The organism is Streptomyces sp. NPDC031418, assembly GCF_055581605.1.
The window spans coordinates 60,985-78,816 of the sequence record NZ_JBVIJC010000011.1; the positions used below are offsets into that span (position 1 = coordinate 60,985).

General features: G+C 73.7%; 17 protein-coding genes and 1 tRNA gene. 6 read left to right on the forward strand and 12 right to left on the reverse strand.

Annotation, left to right across the window (positions count from 1 at the left end):
• Window positions 1-90: 90 nt before the first annotated feature.
• A tRNA-Sec gene (locus ACZ5CZ_RS17815) sits at window positions 91-183 on the reverse strand.
• A 37-nt stretch (window positions 184-220) separates the two neighbouring features.
• Here ACZ5CZ_RS17815 and selD point away from each other — a divergent pair.
• A complete protein-coding gene (selD, locus tag ACZ5CZ_RS17820) occupies window positions 221-1,240 on the forward strand; it encodes a selenide, water dikinase SelD (protein WP_468943685.1) in 1,020 nt (339 codons plus the stop codon).
• An 18-nt stretch (window positions 1,241-1,258) separates the two neighbouring features.
• Here selD and fdh read toward each other — a convergent pair whose 3' ends face one another.
• Window positions 1,259-4,519, reverse strand: a complete 3,261-nt coding sequence (gene fdh / locus ACZ5CZ_RS17825) for a formate dehydrogenase (protein WP_468943687.1) — start codon at window positions 4,517-4,519, stop codon at window positions 1,259-1,261.
• A 268-nt stretch (window positions 4,520-4,787) separates the two neighbouring features.
• On the opposite strand from fdh, the gene ACZ5CZ_RS17830 reads away from it, so the two are divergent.
• The gene (locus ACZ5CZ_RS17830; protein ID WP_468943690.1) at window positions 4,788-5,474 is read left to right on the forward strand and encodes a haloacid dehalogenase type II; all 687 of its coding nucleotides are present in this window, start codon (window positions 4,788-4,790) and stop codon (window positions 5,472-5,474) included.
• A 64-nt stretch (window positions 5,475-5,538) separates the two neighbouring features.
• Here the strand turns inward: ACZ5CZ_RS17830 and ACZ5CZ_RS17835 are convergent, their stop codons facing one another.
• The gene (locus ACZ5CZ_RS17835) at window positions 5,539-6,657 is read right to left on the reverse strand and encodes an FAD-dependent oxidoreductase (protein WP_468943693.1); all 1,119 of its coding nucleotides are present in this window, start codon (window positions 6,655-6,657) and stop codon (window positions 5,539-5,541) included.
• Between the two features lie 53 nt (window positions 6,658-6,710).
• Between ACZ5CZ_RS17835 and ACZ5CZ_RS17840 the strand changes: the two genes are divergently transcribed.
• Window positions 6,711-7,400, forward strand: a complete 690-nt coding sequence (locus tag ACZ5CZ_RS17840) for a TetR/AcrR family transcriptional regulator (RefSeq protein ID WP_468943696.1) — start codon at window positions 6,711-6,713, stop codon at window positions 7,398-7,400.
• Between the two features lie 10 nt (window positions 7,401-7,410).
• On the opposite strand, the gene nrfD is transcribed toward ACZ5CZ_RS17840, so the two are convergent.
• From nrfD to ACZ5CZ_RS17860, 4 genes are all read right to left on the reverse strand, one after another.
• A complete protein-coding gene (nrfD, locus tag ACZ5CZ_RS17845) occupies window positions 7,411-8,466 on the reverse strand; it encodes an NrfD/PsrC family molybdoenzyme membrane anchor subunit (protein WP_468943699.1) in 1,056 nt (351 codons plus the stop codon).
• Window positions 8,463-9,482 carry a 4Fe-4S dicluster domain-containing protein gene (locus tag ACZ5CZ_RS17850; protein WP_468943702.1) on the reverse strand — a complete coding sequence of 340 codons (1,020 nt, stop codon included), beginning with the start codon at window positions 9,480-9,482 and terminating at the stop codon, window positions 8,463-8,465. The genes nrfD and ACZ5CZ_RS17850 overlap by 4 nt, the downstream gene beginning before the upstream one ends.
• A gap of 154 nt (window positions 9,483-9,636) precedes the next feature.
• On the reverse strand, window positions 9,637-10,080 hold the full coding sequence (locus ACZ5CZ_RS17855; protein WP_385840943.1) for an ATP-binding protein: 444 nt from the start codon (window positions 10,078-10,080) through the stop codon (window positions 9,637-9,639).
• A 183-nt stretch (window positions 10,081-10,263) separates the two neighbouring features.
• A complete protein-coding gene (locus ACZ5CZ_RS17860) occupies window positions 10,264-10,437 on the reverse strand; it encodes a CsbD family protein (protein ID WP_385840942.1) in 174 nt (57 codons plus the stop codon).
• 330 nt (window positions 10,438-10,767) lie between these two features.
• Here ACZ5CZ_RS17860 and ACZ5CZ_RS17865 point away from each other — a divergent pair, with 330 nt between their 5' ends.
• A complete protein-coding gene (locus ACZ5CZ_RS17865; RefSeq protein ID WP_468943707.1) occupies window positions 10,768-11,931 on the forward strand; it encodes an ANTAR domain-containing protein in 1,164 nt (387 codons plus the stop codon).
• A 48-nt stretch (window positions 11,932-11,979) separates the two neighbouring features.
• On the opposite strand, the gene ACZ5CZ_RS17870 is transcribed toward ACZ5CZ_RS17865, so the two are convergent.
• Both ACZ5CZ_RS17870 and ACZ5CZ_RS17875 read right to left on the reverse strand, forming a co-directional pair.
• Complete coding sequence (locus ACZ5CZ_RS17870) at window positions 11,980-12,627, reverse strand: DedA family protein (protein ID WP_468943710.1); 648 nt, start codon at window positions 12,625-12,627, stop codon at window positions 11,980-11,982.
• A 20-nt stretch (window positions 12,628-12,647) separates the two neighbouring features.
• A complete protein-coding gene (locus ACZ5CZ_RS17875; RefSeq protein WP_385840939.1) occupies window positions 12,648-12,815 on the reverse strand; it encodes a hypothetical protein in 168 nt (55 codons plus the stop codon).
• 223 nt (window positions 12,816-13,038) lie between these two features.
• Here ACZ5CZ_RS17875 and ACZ5CZ_RS17880 point away from each other — a divergent pair, with 223 nt between their 5' ends.
• Window positions 13,039-13,848 carry a chitosanase gene (locus tag ACZ5CZ_RS17880; protein WP_385840938.1) on the forward strand — a complete coding sequence of 270 codons (810 nt, stop codon included), beginning with the start codon at window positions 13,039-13,041 and terminating at the stop codon, window positions 13,846-13,848.
• Window positions 13,849-13,917: 69 nt separating this feature from the next.
• Here ACZ5CZ_RS17880 and ACZ5CZ_RS17885 read toward each other — a convergent pair whose 3' ends face one another.
• Window positions 13,918-14,472 carry a DUF4328 domain-containing protein gene (locus ACZ5CZ_RS17885; protein ID WP_468943714.1) on the reverse strand — a complete coding sequence of 185 codons (555 nt, stop codon included), beginning with the start codon at window positions 14,470-14,472 and terminating at the stop codon, window positions 13,918-13,920.
• 213 nt (window positions 14,473-14,685) lie between these two features.
• Here ACZ5CZ_RS17885 and pgm point away from each other — a divergent pair, with 213 nt between their 5' ends.
• Window positions 14,686-16,326 (forward strand): phosphoglucomutase (alpha-D-glucose-1,6-bisphosphate-dependent), encoded by a 1,641-nt coding sequence (pgm, locus tag ACZ5CZ_RS17890; protein WP_468943717.1) that lies wholly within the window; start codon window positions 14,686-14,688, stop codon window positions 16,324-16,326.
• 57 nt (window positions 16,327-16,383) lie between these two features.
• On the opposite strand, the gene ACZ5CZ_RS17895 is transcribed toward pgm, so the two are convergent.
• The gene (locus ACZ5CZ_RS17895) at window positions 16,384-17,301 is read right to left on the reverse strand and encodes an SGNH/GDSL hydrolase family protein (RefSeq protein ID WP_468943720.1); all 918 of its coding nucleotides are present in this window, start codon (window positions 17,299-17,301) and stop codon (window positions 16,384-16,386) included.
• A gap of 124 nt (window positions 17,302-17,425) precedes the next feature.
• A complete protein-coding gene (locus tag ACZ5CZ_RS17900) occupies window positions 17,426-17,680 on the reverse strand; it encodes a DUF5133 domain-containing protein (protein ID WP_468943723.1) in 255 nt (84 codons plus the stop codon).
• Between the last annotated feature and the right edge of the window lie 152 nt (window positions 17,681-17,832).

Below are 17,832 nucleotides of genomic sequence, written 5' to 3' on the forward strand. Positions count from 1 at the left end.
TGGCCGTACCGCTGCTGGAGTTCCTGGACGCCCGGGGCACACGGAACGCCTGGACGACCAGCGCCGCCGCTGCCGCCGGGACGGGACGGACGGAGGCGGACAGGAATCGAACCTGCCTGTCCGAGCTGCTCGGGCCCCTCGGTTTTGAAGACCGGGAGGGCCACCAGGCACCCACACGCCTCCACCATCCGTCAGGCTTCTGCCCCAGGAGACCACCGTCATGTCACAGACCTCGGTACCGACCCGCCGGGCGCCCGTCCGGCTCACGCAGTTCGCCCATGGCGGCGGCTGCGCCTGCAAGATCCCGCCGGGGGAGCTGGAGGAGGTGGTCGCCGGGCTGACCGCACCGGCGCTCGCCGGGGGCGACACGCCCCTGCTCGTCGGGCTCGCCACCGGGGACGACGCGGCCGTGGTCACCCACCGGGGCACGGCACTCGTGTGTACGGCGGACTTCTTCACCCCGGTCGTGGACGACCCCTACGACTGGGGACGCATCGCCGCCGCCAACGCCCTGTCCGACGTCTACGCGATGGGCGGCCGGCCGGTCCTCGCCGTCAACCTGCTGGCCTGGCCGCGCGACCGGCTCCCCTTCGAACTGGCCCGCGAGGTGCTGCGCGGCGGACTCGACATTGCCACCGAGGCCGGCTGCCATGTCGGCGGTGGGCACAGCGTGGACGATCCCGAGCCGAAGTACGGCATGGCCGTCACCGGCCTCGCCGACCCCGACCGGCTGCTGCGCAACGACACCGGCCGGCCGGGGCAGCCGCTCTGCCTGACCAAGCCGCTGGGCGTGGGCGTGCTCAACAACCGGCACAAGGCCACCGGCGAGCGCTTCGAGCAGGCCGTCGCCACCATGACGGCCCTCAACCGGGACGCCGCCGAGGCCGCCCTCGCGGCCGGGGCCCGCTGCGCCACCGACATCACCGGCTTCGGCCTCCTCGGCCATCTGCACAAGCTGGCCCGCGCCTCGCAGGTGACCGCCGTCATCGACACCGCCGCCGTGCCGTACCTGGACGGGGCCCGGGAGGCCGTACGCGACGGGTACATCAGCGGTGGCACCCGGCGTAACCTCGAATGGGTCGCCCCGCACACCGACTTCGGGGACACCGACGAGGGCACCCGGCTGCTGCTGGCCGACGCGCAGACCTCCGGCGGTCTGCTGGTCGCCGGGGAGGTGCCCGGGGCGCCGGTGGTGGGGGAGCTGGTGCCGCGCGGACCCCACTCGATCGTGCTCCGGTAGGGATTCGAGAGCCAGGGCTCAGGGCTCCGTGCCCGTGTGCTCGTCGATGCCCGCGCGGATCCGGTAGGCGCGGACCAGCGCCAGGGAGGCAGGGCCGCGCGGCCTGCGCCCCGGGCGGATGTCCACGGCGAACGCCTTCGACTCCTGGATGTGCGTGTTCGGGTCCAGGGACAGATGCAGCAGCTCGTTGGCCGCGTCCCCGGTGCTGTACCCGTTCGGACCCCAGTGGTACGGCAGCCCCACCTGGTGCAGCCGGCGCCCCTGCACGGTCAGCGGCGCCATCCGGTCCGTGACCAGCACCCGGGCCTCGATCACCGCGCGGGCGCTGACGATCGTCGCCCACCCGGTGTGCGCCAGGCCCCGCTCCGCGGCCAGCTCGGGGGAGACCTCGCAGAAGAACTCCGGCTGGAGCTCGGCCAGATACGGCTGCCAGCGCGACATGCCGCCCGCGGTGTGGTGCTCGGTGAGCCGGTAGGTGGTGGCCACGTACGGGAACACCGCGGAGCCGGGCTCGTCACCGCTCGGCTGGTAGCGGTTGTCCGGATGCGGCGGCGGCAACTGACGGACCGGGTTGCGCTGTTGGTCGTACAGGAGGTTCGCGAACGGCGAGTCCTGCGGCTCGTAGTGCGTGGGCAGCGGGCCGTCGGTGAGCCCGGACGGCACATAGAGCCACGCCTTGCCGTCGGCCTGCATGATGAACGGATCCCTGCCCGACAGGGCCTCCGGGCCGGTCGCGCCCTCGGGCGGCTCGTGACCCGGCTCCTTGTCCTTCTTGAAGTCGGGTACGTCGTGCCCGGTCCACTCACCCCGCTCCGCGTCCCACCACACCAGTGCCTTCCGCTCGCTCCACGGGCGGCCCTCGGGGTCCGCGGAGGCGCGGTTGTACAGGATCCGGCGGTTGGCCGGCCAGGCCCAGGCCCACTCGGCGGCCACCCAGTCCTGCTCCCGGCCGGGCTTGCGGCGGGCGGCCTGGTTGACACCGTCGGCGCGGACACCGCAGTAGATCCAGCAACCGCAGACGGTCGAGCCGTCGGACTTCAGCTCCTCGTACGAGGAGAGCGCAGCGCCCTCGGCGTCGTGGCCGTTGATCTCGGCGAGGACGGCCTCGGCGTCCGGTTCGGCGAGTGCGCCCTTCGTCGGGTAGTCCCAGGCCAGGTCGAGCAGCGGCCGGTCCATCTCGTCGGCGGACCCCGCCAGCTTCTCCCGGACGATCCGCCCCAGGTGGTAGGCGAACCACAGGTCGCTGCGCGCCTCCCCGGGCGGTTCGACCGCCTGGTGGTGCCACTGCACCAGCCGCTGGGTGTTGGTGAAACTGCCGTCCTTCTCGGTGTGCGCGGCGGCCGGCAGGAAGAACACCTCGGTGCCGATGTCCTCGGTGCGCAGCTCACCGGTGGCGATCTCCGGGCCGTCCTTCCACCAGGTCGCCGACTCGATCAGCGAGAAGTCCCGGACGACCAGCCAGTCCAGGTTGGCCATGCCCAGCCGCATCAGCTTGGAGTTCGCGTTCCCCACGGCGGGGTTCTCGCCGATCAGGAAGTAGCCCTTGCAGACGCCGTCCAGCTGGGCCGTCGTCGTCTCGTACGTCGAGTGCGAGCCGGTGAGCCGGGGCAGGTAGTCGAAGCAGAAGTCGTTCTCCGGGGTCGCCGCGTCACCCCAGTACGCCTTCAGCAGGCTCACCAGGTAGGCGCGCATGTTGCCCCAGTAGCCCTTGTGGGCCGCCTCCGCCTCGACGAAGGCGTCCAGGTCCTGGTTCTGGTGGGCGTGCGGCATCGGGATGTAGCCCGGCAGCAGGTTGAACAGGGTCGGGATGTCCGTCGAGCCCTGGATGGAGGCGTGCCCGCGCAGCGCCAGGATGCCGCCGCCCGGCCGCCCGATGTTGCCCAGCAGGGTCTGGAGCACCGAGGCCGCGCGGATGTACTGCACGCCCACCGTGTGCTGGGTCCAGCCGACCGCGTAGGCGAAGGCCGTGGTGCGGTCGCGGCCGGAGTTCTCCGTGACCAGTTCGCACACCTGCCGGAACAGCTCCTGCGGCACTCCGCAGACCTGCTCGACCAGCTCCGGGGTGTAGCGCGCGTAGTGCCGCCTGAGCACCTGGAAGACGCAGCGCGGATGGGTGAGCGTCTCGTCCCGCTCCGGTTCGCCCTCGCCGATCACCGCGCCGCCGGAGCCGTGCGACTCGCCGCGCGCCGCCTCGGTCACCGAACTGCCGCCGCCGGTGCGGGCCTCGTACTCCTGGTCGCGCTCGCCCGAGGCGGCCTGCACCTCGGTGCCCTCGTACTGCCAACTGGCGTTGTCGTACCTGCGGTTGCGGGCGTCCAGGCCGGAGAAGACGCCGGCCAGGTCCTCGGTGTCGTGGAAGTCCTCGCGCAGGATCACCGACGCGTTGCTGTACGCCACCACATAGTCACGGAAGTACTTCTCGTGCTCCAGCACGTAGTGGATGATCCCGCCGAGGAACGCGATGTCGGTGCCCGCACGCAGCGGCACGTGCAGATCGGCCAGCGCGCTGGTGCGGGTGAACCGCGGATCGACATGGACCACCTTGGCGCCGCGCGCCTTCGCCTCCATCACCCACTGGAACCCGACCGGATGGCACTCGGCCATGTTCGAGCCCTCGATGACGATGCAGTCCGCGTGCTGAAGGTCCTGCTGGAAGGTGGTCGCGCCGCCGCGTCCGAACGAGGTTCCCAGACCGGGAACGGTGGAGGAGTGTCAAACACGCGCCTGGTTCTCGATCTGGATTGCTCCCAGCGCGGTGAACAACTTCTTGAGCAGGTAGTTCTCTTCGTTGTCGAGCGTGGCCCCGCCCAGGCTCGCGATGCCGAGCGTGCGCCGGGTGCGGGTCCCGTCGACCTCCCACCGCCAGCCGGCCCGGCGCGCCGCGATCACCCGGTCCGCGATCATGTCCATGGCGGTGCCGAGGTCCAGCCGCTCCCAGTCGGTGCCGTGCGGGCGCCGGTACAGCACTTGGTGCTCGCGGGCGTCCCCGGTGGTCAGCTGGAGGCTCGCCGCGCCCTTGGGGCAGAGCCGGCCGCGCGAGATCGGGGAGTCCGGATCGCCCTCGATCTGGGTGACCTTCCCCTCCTGGACGTACACGTTCTGGCCGCAGCCCACCGCGCAGTACGGGCACACCGACTTCACCACCCGGTCGGCGGTGGCCACCCGCGGCGTCAGCCGCGCGCTGCGCCCGCTCCGGGCGGCGGCGCCCCGGCCCAGCGGGTCGGTGCCGGTCAGCTGCCGGTAGACCGGCCAGGAGTCGATCCAGGTGCGCACCCCCATGCCCCGCTCCTTCCGCTCCGTCCTGTCCCGATTCTCCCGCGCCCGGCCGCCCCGGGCATCTTCCGGTGGGCCGCGGAGTACCCGCGCGGACAGCGGCCAAACGGCCGGTCCGCCGGTCCCGGCCGCCGCCTCGCCGCTGTCAGCGCCGCCGCGCACGCGGCAGAGGGGCTTGCCATGATGGTCGGCAGGCGGGCCGTCGGCAGTGCCGCGGTGCCGCTCGCCCGGCTGCGGGTGGGTCTCGCCCGCGTCGCCCACGGAGGTGATCCGCTTGCTCGCCGACCGCCCTCGCGTCGTGCTGTTCGACGTCAACGAGACCCTCACCGATCTGACCCCGCTCGCGGCCCGCTTCGAGTACGTCGGCCTCCCCGGCCACCTCCTGCCGGCCTGGTTCGCCGGGGTGCTGCGCGACGGGGTGGCCCTGACCCTCGCCGGGGGCCGGGCGTCCTTCGCGGCCGTTGCGGGGGACGGGCTGCGGACGCTGGCGGCCGGCGAGGAGGGCGCGACCGATCCGGAACGGGCCGCCGTACACGTCCTCGCCGGGCTCGCGGAACTGCCCGTGCACCCCGACGTGCCCGCCGGTGTACGGGCCCTGCACACGGCCGGGTACCGCCTCGCGACCCTCACCAACGGCTCCGTCGGCACCACCCGCGCGGTGCTCGACAGGGCCGGGCTCGCCGACTGCTTCGAGACCCACCTCGACGTCGAGGCCGCGGGCCGCTGGAAGCCGGCGGGGGAGGCCTACGCCCACGCCCTGCACACCCTGGGCGTCGCGGCCGGCGAGACACTGCTGGTCTCGGTGCACCCGTGGGACATCGACGGCGCCGCCCGGGCAGGGCTGGTCACCGCGTGGCTGCGCCGCACCTCACAGCCGTACCCCTCGTCCCCGCGTCACCCGGCCCTGACCGCCGTCTCCCTCCCGGACCTGGCGGCCCGGCTGGGCGCGGAGGGCCCGTAGACCGCGGCACCGAGCAGCCCCGGGAGGCGCCCACGGAGCCGGTCCCGCGCAGGGTGCTCGGTGGTCAGGACGGCTGGACCTCGTCGAAGAGAGCGAGCGCTTCGGCGGGGTCCGGGCCCACGAGGCGTTCCAGACCGGCCGTCGTGATCTTCGCCCATGTGCCGGCCCGTGCCCACATCCGCTCCTCGAAGGCGCGGACGGCGTCGTCCGGCTTGTCGGGGCCGGCGGCGATGGCCTCGGCGAGTTCGGCGCCGTCCAGCATCGCGAGGTTCGCGCCCGCGCCCAGCGGAGGCATCAGATGGGCGGCGTCGCCCAGCAGCGTCACCCCGCGGACGTGGGTCCACGTGTGACTCACGGGCAGGGTGTACAGGGGGCGCCGGACGAACGCGGTGCTGTGGCGGAGCAGGTCGAGGACGGGAGCGGCCCAGCCGTCGAACAACGCCAGCAGACGCGCCCGGACGGCCTCGGCATCGGCCGGGTCCAGGTCCGCGTGCCGGTCCAGCGGCGCGCGGAACTGGGCGTACACCTTGGCGTGGCCGCCGCTGTTGCGCTGCGCGACGAGACTCCGGTTCACGCCGTACACCCCCATGGAGCCGTCGCCGATCAGCCGGGCGAGGCCGGGGTGGCGGGTGTCGATGTCGTCGAGGGACGACTCGACGGAGGCGACGCCGGTGTACTGCGGGGTCGCCGGCGAGACCGCGGGGCGCACCCGGGACCACGCGCCGTCCGCGCCGACCACGAGGTCGAACGTCTCCTGCCGCCCGTCCTCGAAGTGGACCAGGACGCCCTCGGGGGTCCCCGGCACCACCCGCGTCACGCCCCGCCCCCACTGCACATCGAGGGGGCCGAGCAGCAGGTCACGGAGGTGGCCGCGGTCGATCTCGGGATTGGCCCGCTCGTCCGGGCGGGGCCGCCAGTCGCGCAGGACGGTCCCGTCCGGATCCAGGATGCGCATGGCCTGACCCTCGGGCCGGGACAGCGCCTGGAACTCCGCCAGCAGCCCCGCCTTCCGGAGCGCGAGCTGGCCCTGCCCTTCACGCAGGTCCAGCGTGCCGCCCGGCGGGCGGGCGTTGGGGCCGGGGTCGCGTTCGAGGATCGTGACGGGGTGGCCGTGGCGGTGCAGGACACGGGCGAAGGTCAGGCCGGCGGGACCGCTTCCGACCACGGCGATGCGATGTCTCATGTCGATACACTGTATTTTCTCAATACGCTGTATCGCAACAGTACGATGTGGCCATGACTGTCTGGGACCGGCCGGAGCCGCCGACTCGCCCCGTGCCGCTCGACCGGGAGCGGATCGTCGCCGCCGCCATCGCACTGGCCGACGAGGGCGGGCTCGAAGCGGTGTCGGTGCGCAAGGTCGCCGCCCGGCTGAACGCCGGCCCGATGCGGCTGTACGGCTACATTTCCACCAAGGAAGAGCTGTTCGACCTCATGGTGGACGAGGTCCAGGCCGAGATCCTCCCCGAGGAGCAGCCCGGCGACTGGCGGGAGGCGCTGCGCGACCTCTCCCACCGCACCCGGCAGGCCGCTCTGCGCCACCCATGGCTCGCCGACCTGCTCGGCGGCCGCCCGAGCCTCGGCCCGAACGGCCTCGCCGTGACCGAGGCCAAGCTGGCCGCACTCGACGGCCTCGCCGACATCGACACCGTCCTGCGCGCCGTGGAGACCGTCAGCGCCTACTGCACCGGGGCGATCAGGCGCGAGATCGCGAACCTGCGGGCCGAGCGCACCACAGGCCTGTCCAAGAGCGACTGGCAGCGCGCCTCCGGACCGCACGTGACGAGAATGCTGGCCACAGGCCGCTTCCCCGCGCTCGCCAAGGCGGTGCACGACGGCACGCACATGGACGCCGACACATCCTTCGCGACCGGCCTGGACTGGGTCCTCGACGCCGTGGCCGCCAGACTCGCCCGGCCGGAGTGACCGTGGCTCGCTAGCCGCCGTCCGCCAGCCGCTCCCGCTGCGGCAGCACCGTGTACCGGGGGTCCTCCGCCGAGGCCACCCCGGCCTGGAAGACGCCGAAGCGGACGGCTGCCGAGCCGCTGAGCAGCGCCAGACCGGCCGCCAGAGCGAGGCGCCGGTCCCGCCCGGCGGCCACGGCGAGGAGCGCACCGCCCGCGGTCAGCGCCTCCGCCGCGTGCAGCAACCGCCGCGGTCCGCCCTGCTCGTAGGGCTCGGCGGCGGTGCCCATGCGCCGCTTCATCGCCCGGAAGGCGCCCAGCTCCAGCGCGGCTCCGAGCGCGGCCATCCGCCGGGCCGGTCCCGTCTGCGCCGTCGGAGCGGCGGCGAGTGCGAGTCCGGACGCGGCCGTCGCCGCCGAGCCCGCGAAGACGAACGGCAGCTCGCGATAGCCCTCGTGCCACGACGGCACCGCCGTGTCGCAGACCAGCACCGCGGTGTACGTCGCCACGGCCGGGCCGAGCACCGCCGCGCCCGCCGTGGCCGCCGGCCCGAGCGGCCGCAGGCACCGCGCCAGCGCCGCCGCGACCCGGCCGGCCGGCCGGCGGCGGCCCGCCAGCTCGGCCGCCGCGGCGGTGAGGGCGAGCGGTACGTATCCGGCCAGCAGCCAGGAGCCCACGCTCATCGGTGAGGTGGGCTTGACCACCCGGAGCATGTTCAGGAAGCGGGCCGGGCGGCCCAGGTCGTGGACGAGCGCGGCCAGCGACAGCGAGATCGCCCCGGCCGCCCCGAACTTCGCCGGCGCGGCGAGCCCCGGCCGGCCGGTGGCCTGCCCACCGGCCGCCAGCAGCGAGGACGCCCCGGCCAGGCCACCGAGGTACAGGTACCCGGCGATGTCCAGCGGCTTCCAGGGCGGCTTCTTCAGCACGGGCCTGCCGTAGTACGACGAGAACTCCGCGTCCGGCACCATCGGCTGCTCGCCCCGGCCACCCCGGCCGCGCCGCCGGCGGCCCCCGGCCGCGCCCGTCGGCGCCTCCCGGCCGGGCCGCGCGCCCCGCACCCCGTCCCGGGTGACGTCCGATTCGCTCATCGCGGCCTCCGTACGAAACTGCCGAGGGCGAGGGCGGCCAGCGAGACGGCGGCCAGGGCCGCGTGCCGCCACATGTCGGGCAGGTCCCGGGTGGTGACGACGGGGTCCGGGGGCAGGCCGTAGACCTCGGGGTCGTCCAGCAGCAGGAAGAACGCGCCGGCCCCGCCGACGCCGTCGTCCGGACTCTCGCCGTAGAGGCGGGCGTCGGCCACCCCGGCCGCGTGCAGCTGAGCCACCCGCTCCCGGGCCCGCTCCCGCAGCTCCTCCAGCGGGCCGAACTGGATGGACTCCGTGGGGCAGGACTTGGCGCAGGCGGGCTCCATGCCGACGCCGAGACGGTCGTAGCACAGCGTGCACTTCCACGCCCGGCCGTCGTCCTCACGCAGGCCGATCACGCCGTACGGGCAGGCGGGCACGCAGTAGCCGCAGCCGTTGCAGATGTCCTCCTGGACGACGACCGTGCCGAACTCGGTGCGGAACAGCGAGCCGGTCGGGCACACGTCCAGACAGGCGGCGTGCGTGCAGTGCTTGCACACGTCGGAGGCCATGAGCCAGCGCAGCTCGGTGCGGCCGTCGGGGGCGACCGGGGAGATCCGCCCGGCCGGCGCGCCCGCGGGGGCCTCGCCGGGCGGGGGAGTGGTGGCGCCCGGGCCGGGGGAGGCGGCGTCGGTGCCGAGCCGTGCGGCGGCGGCGAAGACGTCCACGTCCTCGTGTCCGACGCCGGGCTCCTGCCCGCCGAACGGCTTGCGCTGTTCCACGAAGGCCACATGCCGCCAGGTGTCGGCGCCGAGGCTCTGCGTGTTGTCGTACGACATCCCGGACAGCTCCAGGCCGTCCTCCGGTACGGCGTTCCACTCCTTGCAGGCCACCTCGCAGGCCTTGCAGCCGATGCACACCGACGTGTCGGTGAAGAAGCCCATCCGCGGCGGGGCGTCGGACCAGCCGGCGGCACCGGCCACATCGGGCTGCGGGCCGGACAGCTGGTGTCGCCCGCGCACCGCCTCGCCGTCGCTCATCGCCGTACCTCCTCGCCCGCGACGTCCCGCCCACCCGCCGCCCGGCCGTCCTTCCGGCACCCCGGCCGCTGGTCGCGCGTGTGCGGTGCCCCGTTTCGAGCCTGGCACGGGTGCCCGTGTCGCGCGCGCCCGCAGCGGCCGCGCGGCCCGGTCCTCAACAGCCCGTCCCGGCGGCGAGCGGCACGATCGCGGCGACCCGCTTGCCCCGGACCAGTCGGATCACCCGCACGTCGACGGCCAGCCGGAACACCAGGTGCAGCCCGTGGCCGCCCACCCGGCCGGGGTCGGGAGGGCGCCGGCGGGGCGGCTCGGGGGAGGTGTCCGTGACGGTGATGCGCAGCGCGCCGCCGCCGGGCAGCAGGTCCAGGCCCAGCGCGCACGGGCCGGGCGCGTGCTGGGCCGCGTTCGTGACCAGCTCGCTCACGACCAGCTGCGCGTCCTGCACCGCCTGCCGGGCCGGTGCGGGGCGGGCCCGGGCGAGCAGGTCGGCGACGGCGTCCCTGGCCTCCGCGATGCTGGTCAGGCCGCCGGCCCAGGTACGGCTGTAGCGCGGGGCCGCGGTGCGGGGCTGTGCCGACGCGTGCGTCCTGAGCTGCATGTCCATACCTTGTCCGCCCTTGCCCTCGGGGAGCTGCCATCGGGCTTCGGTTACCCGCTGGGCCGCCGGTCAAGGGGACATCCGGCCCGAATCCTTCGATTGCCCGGGGACGCCTGGTCAGCGAGGGGCCCGGACCGTCCGGGACGATCCGGGCCCGTTCCTCTTGCGCAGGAGCGGCCTCGCTCAGTGCTTGCCGATGTCCTTCGCCTTCTCCTTGGCCTGGCGGGCGTCGCCGCGCGCGCCCTCCATACGGCCCTTGGCCTCCAGGCTCTCGTTGCCGACGGCGCGGCCCGCGGCCTCCTTGGCCCGGCCCTTGACCTGCTCCGCCTTGCCCTTGGCCTTCTGGCTGCCAGCCATGGGTGTCACATCCCAACGTCTCGACTGTTCTCCGTTCGTCCTCCGGTTTACCGCTGTGCCGCGGGCCAAACCGGAGCGGAGCGTTCACGAGGAAGCTCCCCCAGCACTTCTCCGAACCGAGGGAGCCTCGGACCGACGACCGCACGGTCGGCCGGTCTTCCTCCCGGGTGCTCCTCGTGAGACGGCGGAAACGTCGACTTGCCAGGTCGGGTGCTTGCGTTTTCGGAGCGTGGGGGAACAAGGTGGGACCAGACGAGGTGCGGCCGGGGAGTGCGCACCGGCCGCGGTGCGAGCCGCGAGGAAGCGCGCGAAGTCCGCAGGTGATGCGCGGTGACCGGAGACGTCACCGTGACCGTGCAGCCGGTGGCCGACCGGGCGGTCGTGCTGCACCTCTCCGGCACGCTCGACGCCCGGGGCGCCGATGTACTCGGACGCGAGCTGGAGCTGCGGCAGGCGGCCGGGCCCCACCCGCTGCTGGTCCTGGACATGTCCGGTGTGCGCCGGGTGACCGGAACCGCGGTCCGCGCCCTGGACACGCACACCCGGCACCTCGCCGCCGGTCCCGTCCTGGTCATCGGTGCGGCACCGCCGGTCCACGTGGCGCTGACGCGGAGGCCCCTGCCCGGCATCCGTCTGTGCCCGAGCCTGGACAGTGCCCTCGCGGCCCCGCACGGCGAGCCGGCCGAGAACGGGCCGTACCTGCTGCCGGCGAGCCCGAGCGAGGTCTTCGGTCTGCGGGCCAAGGCGCGCACCAGCGGGATCATCGGCATCGCCCAGGGCATCCTGATCGCCCGCTACGGTCTGTCCGGTCCGGCGGCCGCCTTCAGGCTGCTGCGGGACGGCTCCCAGCACCACAATGTGCCGGTGCGGGAGCTGGCCTCGGCGGTGGTGACCGCTCCGCCGCCGCTGACGGGCACGGAGTGGTTCCCGGGGCGCCGGCACACCCCGCCGCCCACCGGCGGGCTGCTGGCCGAGGCGGACCCGCGTGACCGGCTCCAGGTGCTGAAGGCCGCCGTGTACATGGCGGTGACGCTGGCCGACGCCGACGCGGTCGAGATCCATCTGACCGACCGGGTGCAGGACGAGGCGCTCGTCCTGGAGGCACAGCACGGCCTGGACGAGGCCTACCGGGACTGCCTGGCCCTGGTGCTCGGTCCGCCGGCGGTGTGCGCCCGCGCCCAGGCCGAGCGCCGTCCGGTGACCGTCGCCGACGTGGCCGCGGACCCGGAGCTGGCCGGCCATCCCGTCGGCCGGGCGGCCCTGGCCACGGGCAGCCGCGCGGTCCGCGGCACGCCGCTCCTCACGGCCGAGGGCAGCTGCTCCGGTGTGCTCTCGGTGCACCGGGCGGAGCCGGGCGTCTGGCTGTCCCCCGGCGAGGAGGCCGGCCTGGACGTGCTGGCGGGGGAGCTGGCCGCCTGGCGGTCCTGGTACCGGCGCACGGTGGTCCAGGACGCCCTGGAGTATCTGCACACCCACGGCCCGTCGGCCGGCTGACCTCGATCGGCTCACCCACGGCCCCTCGGCCGGCTGACCGTCCTCGCCTCAGGACGGGTCGGGCGCGCGCCGACGGCCCGCTTCGCGCCGGCGCCGCAGCAGCCGCCGTACCACGAAGGCCGCGAGCAGGGCGGCGACGCCGACCAGGACGTACAGCTGGTAGTGCCGGATCTCGTCGTACACGGCGGTGATGTGGCTGCCCGCCAGGGCGGCCAGGGTGGTCCACAGGCCGACCCACAGGGCCGCGCCGAGCGCGTTGAAGGCGAGGAAGCGGCGCCAGGGCATACCGATGGTGCCCGCGATGATGCCGTTGGCCTGGCGCAGCCCCTCGACGAACCGGGCCACGGTCACGACCTTGCCGCCGTGCCGGCCGAAGAACTCCTCGGCGGTCTCCAGGCGACGCGGCGTCAGGAAGGCGTACCGGCCCCAGCGGTGGACGACGGCGCGCCCGCCGGACCGGCCGATCAGGTACCCGACGTTGTCCCCGAGCAGGGCCGCGGTGAAGGCGATCACCGCCACCGCCACGACGTTCAGCCGGCCGGCGCCCGCGTAGACGCCGGCCGCGAGGAGGATCGTCTCGCCGGGCGCCGGGACCCCGAAATCCTCCACGAAGACCACGGCTCCGACGGCCCAGTAGCCGTAGTGACCGAGCAGCGGCGCCAGATGCGCCAGTGGACCCGGCAGCGGAGGGGCCATGGCTCCACGGTACGTCCCCGTCAGGCGCCGGCGTCGGCGCCCTGGACGAGCTGGCAGGTGTGGCACAGCTCGTGCCGGCCGTCGCGGGTGACGACGGTTCCCCAGCCGAGACAGTGCTCGCAGTCGCGGGCGCGCGTCAGGTCGGGGTGAGGAAGCGGAAAGGGACTGCGGCGGGCTCCGTAGGCCATACGGTGAGCGGTCCTTCATGTCGCGAACGAATACATATTCCATTATGTCTATTTTTTTGCATTTGTCACGTGGGGCGGGCGCGAAGGTGTGGCTCGTTGCGGTTGGGCGATCGTACGAAGTTGCCCTCCGCGGGGTTGTGGGTGGCGCATCTGGTAGGAAACTTTCCTACCAGTTCGGGCGGCAGCCCGGGCTCGCCACCCCCCACGCCCACTTGGAGGCCCTGTGGTGCACGTCTCCCGCCGTACCGCCGTCGCCCTGCTCGGCGCGGTCGCCTCCGGCGCCCTGATCGGTACCCGCTCCGCCACCGCGGCCACGGCCGCCGCACCGGGACTGGACGACCCCGCGAAGAAGGAGATCGCGATGGAACTCGTGTCCAGCGCGGAGAACTCCTCGCTCGACTGGAGGGCCCAGTACAAGTACATCGAGGACATCGGCGACGGCCGCGGCTACACCGCCGGCATCATCGGCTTCTGTTCCGGCACCGGCGACATGCTCGAGGTCGTCCAGCTCTACACCGACCGCACCCCCGGCAACGTCCTCGCCAAATACCTGCCCGCACTGCGCAAGGTCAACGGCAGCGACTCGCACGAGGGCCTCGACCCCGGCTTCCCCGGCGACTGGCGCAGGGCCGCCCGGGACACCTCCTTCCAGCGGGCCCAGGACGACGAACGCGACCGCGTCTACTTCAACCCCGCGGTCACCCAGGGCAAGACCGACGGACTGCGCGCGCTCGGCCAGTTCATCTACTACGACGCCCTCGTCATGCACGGTGACGGCGACGACCCCACCAGCTTCCGCAACATTCGCAAGCGCGCCCTGCGCAGCGCCAAGCCGCCCGCGCAGGGCGGCAAGGAGACCACGTACCTCGACGCCTTCCTCGACGCGCGGGTCTGGGCCATGAAGCAGGAGGAGGCGCACAGCGACACCAGCCGGGTCGACACCGAGCAGCGGGTCTTCCTGCACAAGGGCAACCTCGACCTGAACACCCCGCTCGACTGGAAGGTCTACGGCGACAGCTACCACATCGGCTGACCGGCGGCTCCAGGGCCTTTCTTTCGGATCAGGCCGGCTGCGGCGCCGGCAAGATCCGAAAGAGAGGCCCTACGGAGCCTGCGGCAGGCCGGCCGGCGCGGGCACCGGGAGCCCGGAGTCCACAGCGGCGGCCTGTCGCGCGGTGATTCGCTGGATCACGACGGTCACCAGGGCCGCGGCCAGCAGGTTCAGGGACTCCGCCGGCACCAGCAGCGGCAGCGAGGTCCCGCCGCCCAGCTGTGCGGCGGCCAGCGCCAGCACCGCGTGCCCGACCCAGGCCCCCCACCACACGTTCACCAGGACGTCCCGGTCCGCCCCGGCCGGGCCGCTCGCCCGCTGGACGTCCAGCAGGAGTCCGCGCGGCGCCCACAGGTTGACCCCCGGTATCAGCCAGGCGACGACGGCCCACGCGCCCGAGCCGCGCACCGCGCCGGGGGAGAGCAGCCCGGCGTTGCGCCGGCAGCGGGCGAACCACACGAGGAACAGCACCATCGCCGCCGTCATGACGTCCACGTAGACCGTCGACGCCCACCCGGACCGGATGGCGGCCGCCGCCGACGGATGCAGCAGACGAGCGCGGACGTCGAACGCGCGGACCACCTCCGTGCCGGCGGCCGCACCCACGGCCAGCTGTGCGCAACGAGCGAGGAGCCAGGGGGCTCTGACGGCGGATCCGGTCACGGTGGCAGGCCTGTCTGCGAAAGGCGCCCTGCGTGCAGGGCGGCACGGCGCGGTCGTCGGAGGCTCAGATCGTACGCGCCGACTCGCGTGTCAGGGCCCTGACGAGGAAAGATGGGCGGCGAGCGAACCACACACCCATGCGGAGGATACGGACTCATGCCGCACGAGCGAGCCGGCCGGCCGGCCGGTCCCGAGGACCTTGTCGACGTGGCCCGGCTGGTCACGGCGTACTACGCCCTGCACCCCGACCCGGCCGACCCGGGCCAGCGGGTGGCGTTCGGCACCTCGGGGCACCGGGGTTCGTCCCTCGGATGCGCCTTCAACGAGGACCACATCGCCGCCACCAGCCAGGCCATCTGCGAGTACCGCGCCGCGCAGGGCACCGACGGACCGCTCTTCCTCGGCGCCGACACCCACGCCCTGTCGGAGCCCGCCAAGGTCACCGCGCTGGAGGTGTTCGCCGCCAACGGGGTGACCGTGCTCGTCGACAGCGCCGACGGCTACACCCCCACCCCGGCCGTCTCGCACGCCATCCTCAGCCACAACCGGGGCCGCACCTCCGGTCTCGCGGACGGTGTGGTCGTCACCCCGTCGCACAACCCGCCCGCCGACGGCGGCTTCAAGTACAACCCGCCGAGCGGCGGCCCGGCGGCCTCCGACGCCACCTCCTGGATCCAGGACCGGGCCAACGAGATCATCACGGGCGGCCTGAAGGACGTACGCCGGATGCCCTACGCGCGGGCGCTCGCCGCGGACACCACCGGACGCCACGACTTCCTCGGCGCGTATGTCGGTGACCTGCCCAGCGTCCTCGACCTGGACGCGATCCGCGCGGCCGGTGTGCGCATCGGCGCCGACCCGCTCGGCGGCGCCTCCGTCGCCTACTGGGGCCGGATCGCCGAACAGCACGGCATCGACCTGACGGTGGTCAACCCGCACACCGACCCCACCTGGCGGTTCATGACGCTGGACTGGGACGGGCAGATCCGCATGGACTGCTCCTCGCCCCACGCGATGGCCTCCCTCATCGAGCAGCGCGACCGGTTCCGCATCGCCACCGGCAACGACGCCGACGCCGACCGGCACGGCATCGTCACCCCGGACGCCGGGCTGATGAACCCCAACCACTACCTCGCGGTCGCCATCTCCTACCTCTACCAGCACCGCGAGCAGTGGCCGGCCGCCGTCGGCATCGGCAAGACGCTGGTCTCCTCCACCATGATCGACCGGGTCGCCGCCGACCTCGGCCGGGAACTCGTCGAAGTCCCCGTCGGGTTCAAGTGGTTCGTGGACGGACTGGCCGGCGGCACCCTCGGGTTCGGCGGCGAGGAGTCGGCCGGCGCGTCCTTCCTGCGCCGGGACGGCTCGGTGTGGACCACCGACAAGGACGGCATCCTCCTGGCGCTGCTCGCCTCCGAGATCACGGCCGTCACCGACAAGACCCCGTCCGAGCACTACGCCGACCTGACCGTGCGCTTCGGCGAGCCCGCCTACGCCCGGACCGACGCGCCCGCCTCCCGGGAGCAGAAGGCGCTGCTCGCCAAGTTGTCCCCGGCCCAGGTCCGCGCCGACACGCTGGCCGGCGAGCCGGTCACCGCCGTCCTCACCGAGGCGCCCGGCAACGGCGCGGCCATCGGCGGCATCAAGGTGACCACCGACAACGCCTGGTTCGCGGCCCGCCCCTCGGGCACCGAGGACGTCTACAAGGTGTACGCCGAGTCCTTCCTCGGCCCCGACCACCTCGCCCGGGTGCAGGAGGAGGCCCAGGCGGTCGTGCTCGGCGCGCTCGGCGGCTGAGACCCGCCCGAGGGGCGGCCCCCGACACCCGGAGGCCGCCCCTCGGCTCAGGTCGCGTCAGCCGCGTCCGCGTCCCTGCACCAGCCGGTCCAGCACCGCCCGCGCCATGGCCTGTTCGCCCAGCGCGTTGGGGTGGGCGGGGGCGGCCGGAGCGGCCGGCCGGAGCGGCTCGATCCAGCGGTCGGCGGGCGCCTTGCACATGTCGTGGCCGACGGTGGGGCCGTAGGTGTCGACGTACTCGGCCCGGTTCAGGCCGGCCACCACGCGCAGCATCAGGTTGAGCCGCTTCTCGGTGTCCCGCAGATAGGCGAAGTCGCCCTGGGCGAAGGGGACCTGCGGGAAGCAGCCGCTGCCGTCGTCGGGCAGCAGGTCCGGATAGCCGACGACGACCACCCGCGCGTGCGGCGCCCGGGCATGCACGGCCCGCAGCACCCCGGCCACCTTCGGCGCCGTCCGCAGCACGGCGAGGGTCAGTTCGTCCGCGCCGGACGCGGTGTAGGAGCGCTCGCACGGGTCGCCGGCCGGATCCTGGGCGGCGAGCCGGGCGCAGGTGGCGATGATGCTGCCGAAACCGACGTCGTTGCCGCCGATCTGCACCGTCACCAGGTCGGTGTGCCGGTCCAGCGCGTCGAGCTGCGGCGGGTTGCTGCCCTGCGCCTGCCACATCTGCGCGGTCGTGGCGCCGCCGCAGCTGACGTCCGTGAACGCCGTCGCCGCCTGGTCGGCCGCCACGAGGGACGGGTAGTTGTGGTCGGAGCGGGCACAGTCGGCGTCCACCTGGCGGGGGATGCCGGGGCCCGAGGTGTAGGAGTCGCCGAGCGCCGAGTACCGCAGGCCGTGGCCCGGTCCCCCGGGGTGCGCGGCGGCCGGTGTGGTGGCGGTGGCGACCAGGGCGCACCCGCCCAGCGCCGCTCCCAGCACCGCGGCTGCCCGCCGGCCTCTCGCACCGTTGGCCGTGCGTCTTCCGTTCGCCATGCGTCCTCCCCCTGGGGCCGGCACATCGCGACGGGGACCGCACCGCAGTGCGGTCCCCGCGCGTTCGACTGGGCCTGTATACCGCCCGGTAGGCCGCGCCGACCAGAAGCCGGAGGCGACGAGTTCAGACGGACGTGGTCTTCGTGGGTTCGGACGTCAGCAGCAGCGAGTCGTCCTCCGGACGCGCCCCGGAGAGCCGGTGGCGGGCGGCGATGAGGGCCATGTCGACGTCCTTGGTGCCGGTGGCCACGCACAGCGTGTAGGAGACGTCGGCGAGCCGCTGCCGGGCCTGCGGAGTGCTCTCGTCGGCACCGAGCAGGGTGAGGGCCTCGTACTGGGAGATGAGGTCCGTCAGTACCGCCGGGTGTGCCATCAGCATGTGTGTCGCCTTCCTGCGGTCGGGATGGATAGTTCCTCGTGGGTGGACGGGTGATGTGGCACCCGCATACCCGCGTCCGCCGACCGCATGCCCCCTCCACCGCGCACCGGCCGGAAGCAGCTGTTCCCGGCCGGCCCCCAACCACGCGGCCG

Bases quoted from the DNA above. Each gene is read 5' to 3' on its own strand.
- selD (WP_468943685.1), top strand. From the start codon at position 221: ATGTCACAGACCTCGGTACCGACCCGCCGGGCGCCCGTCCGGCTCACG.
- ACZ5CZ_RS17840 (WP_468943696.1), top strand. From the start codon at position 6,711: ATGACTGTCTGGGACCGGCCGGAGCCGCCGACTCGCCCCGTGCCGCTC.
- ACZ5CZ_RS17850 (WP_468943702.1), bottom strand. From the start codon at position 9,482: ATGAGCGACGGCGAGGCGGTGCGCGGGCGACACCAGCTGTCCGGCCCG.
- nrfD (WP_468943699.1), bottom strand. From the start codon at position 8,466: ATGAGCGAATCGGACGTCACCCGGGACGGGGTGCGGGGCGCGCGGCCC.
- ACZ5CZ_RS17895 (WP_468943720.1), bottom strand. From the start codon at position 17,301: ATGGCGAACGGAAGACGCACGGCCAACGGTGCGAGAGGCCGGCGGGCA.
- ACZ5CZ_RS17870 (WP_468943710.1), bottom strand. From the start codon at position 12,627: ATGGCCCCTCCGCTGCCGGGTCCACTGGCGCATCTGGCGCCGCTGCTC.
- ACZ5CZ_RS17860 (WP_385840942.1), bottom strand. From the start codon at position 10,437: ATGGCTGGCAGCCAGAAGGCCAAGGGCAAGGCGGAGCAGGTCAAGGGC.
- ACZ5CZ_RS17835 (WP_468943693.1), bottom strand. From the start codon at position 6,657: ATGAGACATCGCATCGCCGTGGTCGGAAGCGGTCCCGCCGGCCTGACC.
- ACZ5CZ_RS17855 (WP_385840943.1), bottom strand. From the start codon at position 10,080: ATGCAGCTCAGGACGCACGCGTCGGCACAGCCCCGCACCGCGGCCCCG.
- pgm (WP_468943717.1), top strand. From the start codon at position 14,686: ATGCCGCACGAGCGAGCCGGCCGGCCGGCCGGTCCCGAGGACCTTGTC.
- ACZ5CZ_RS17900 (WP_468943723.1), bottom strand. From the start codon at position 17,680: ATGCTGATGGCACACCCGGCGGTACTGACGGACCTCATCTCCCAGTAC.
- ACZ5CZ_RS17875 (WP_385840939.1), bottom strand. From the start codon at position 12,815: ATGGCCTACGGAGCCCGCCGCAGTCCCTTTCCGCTTCCTCACCCCGAC.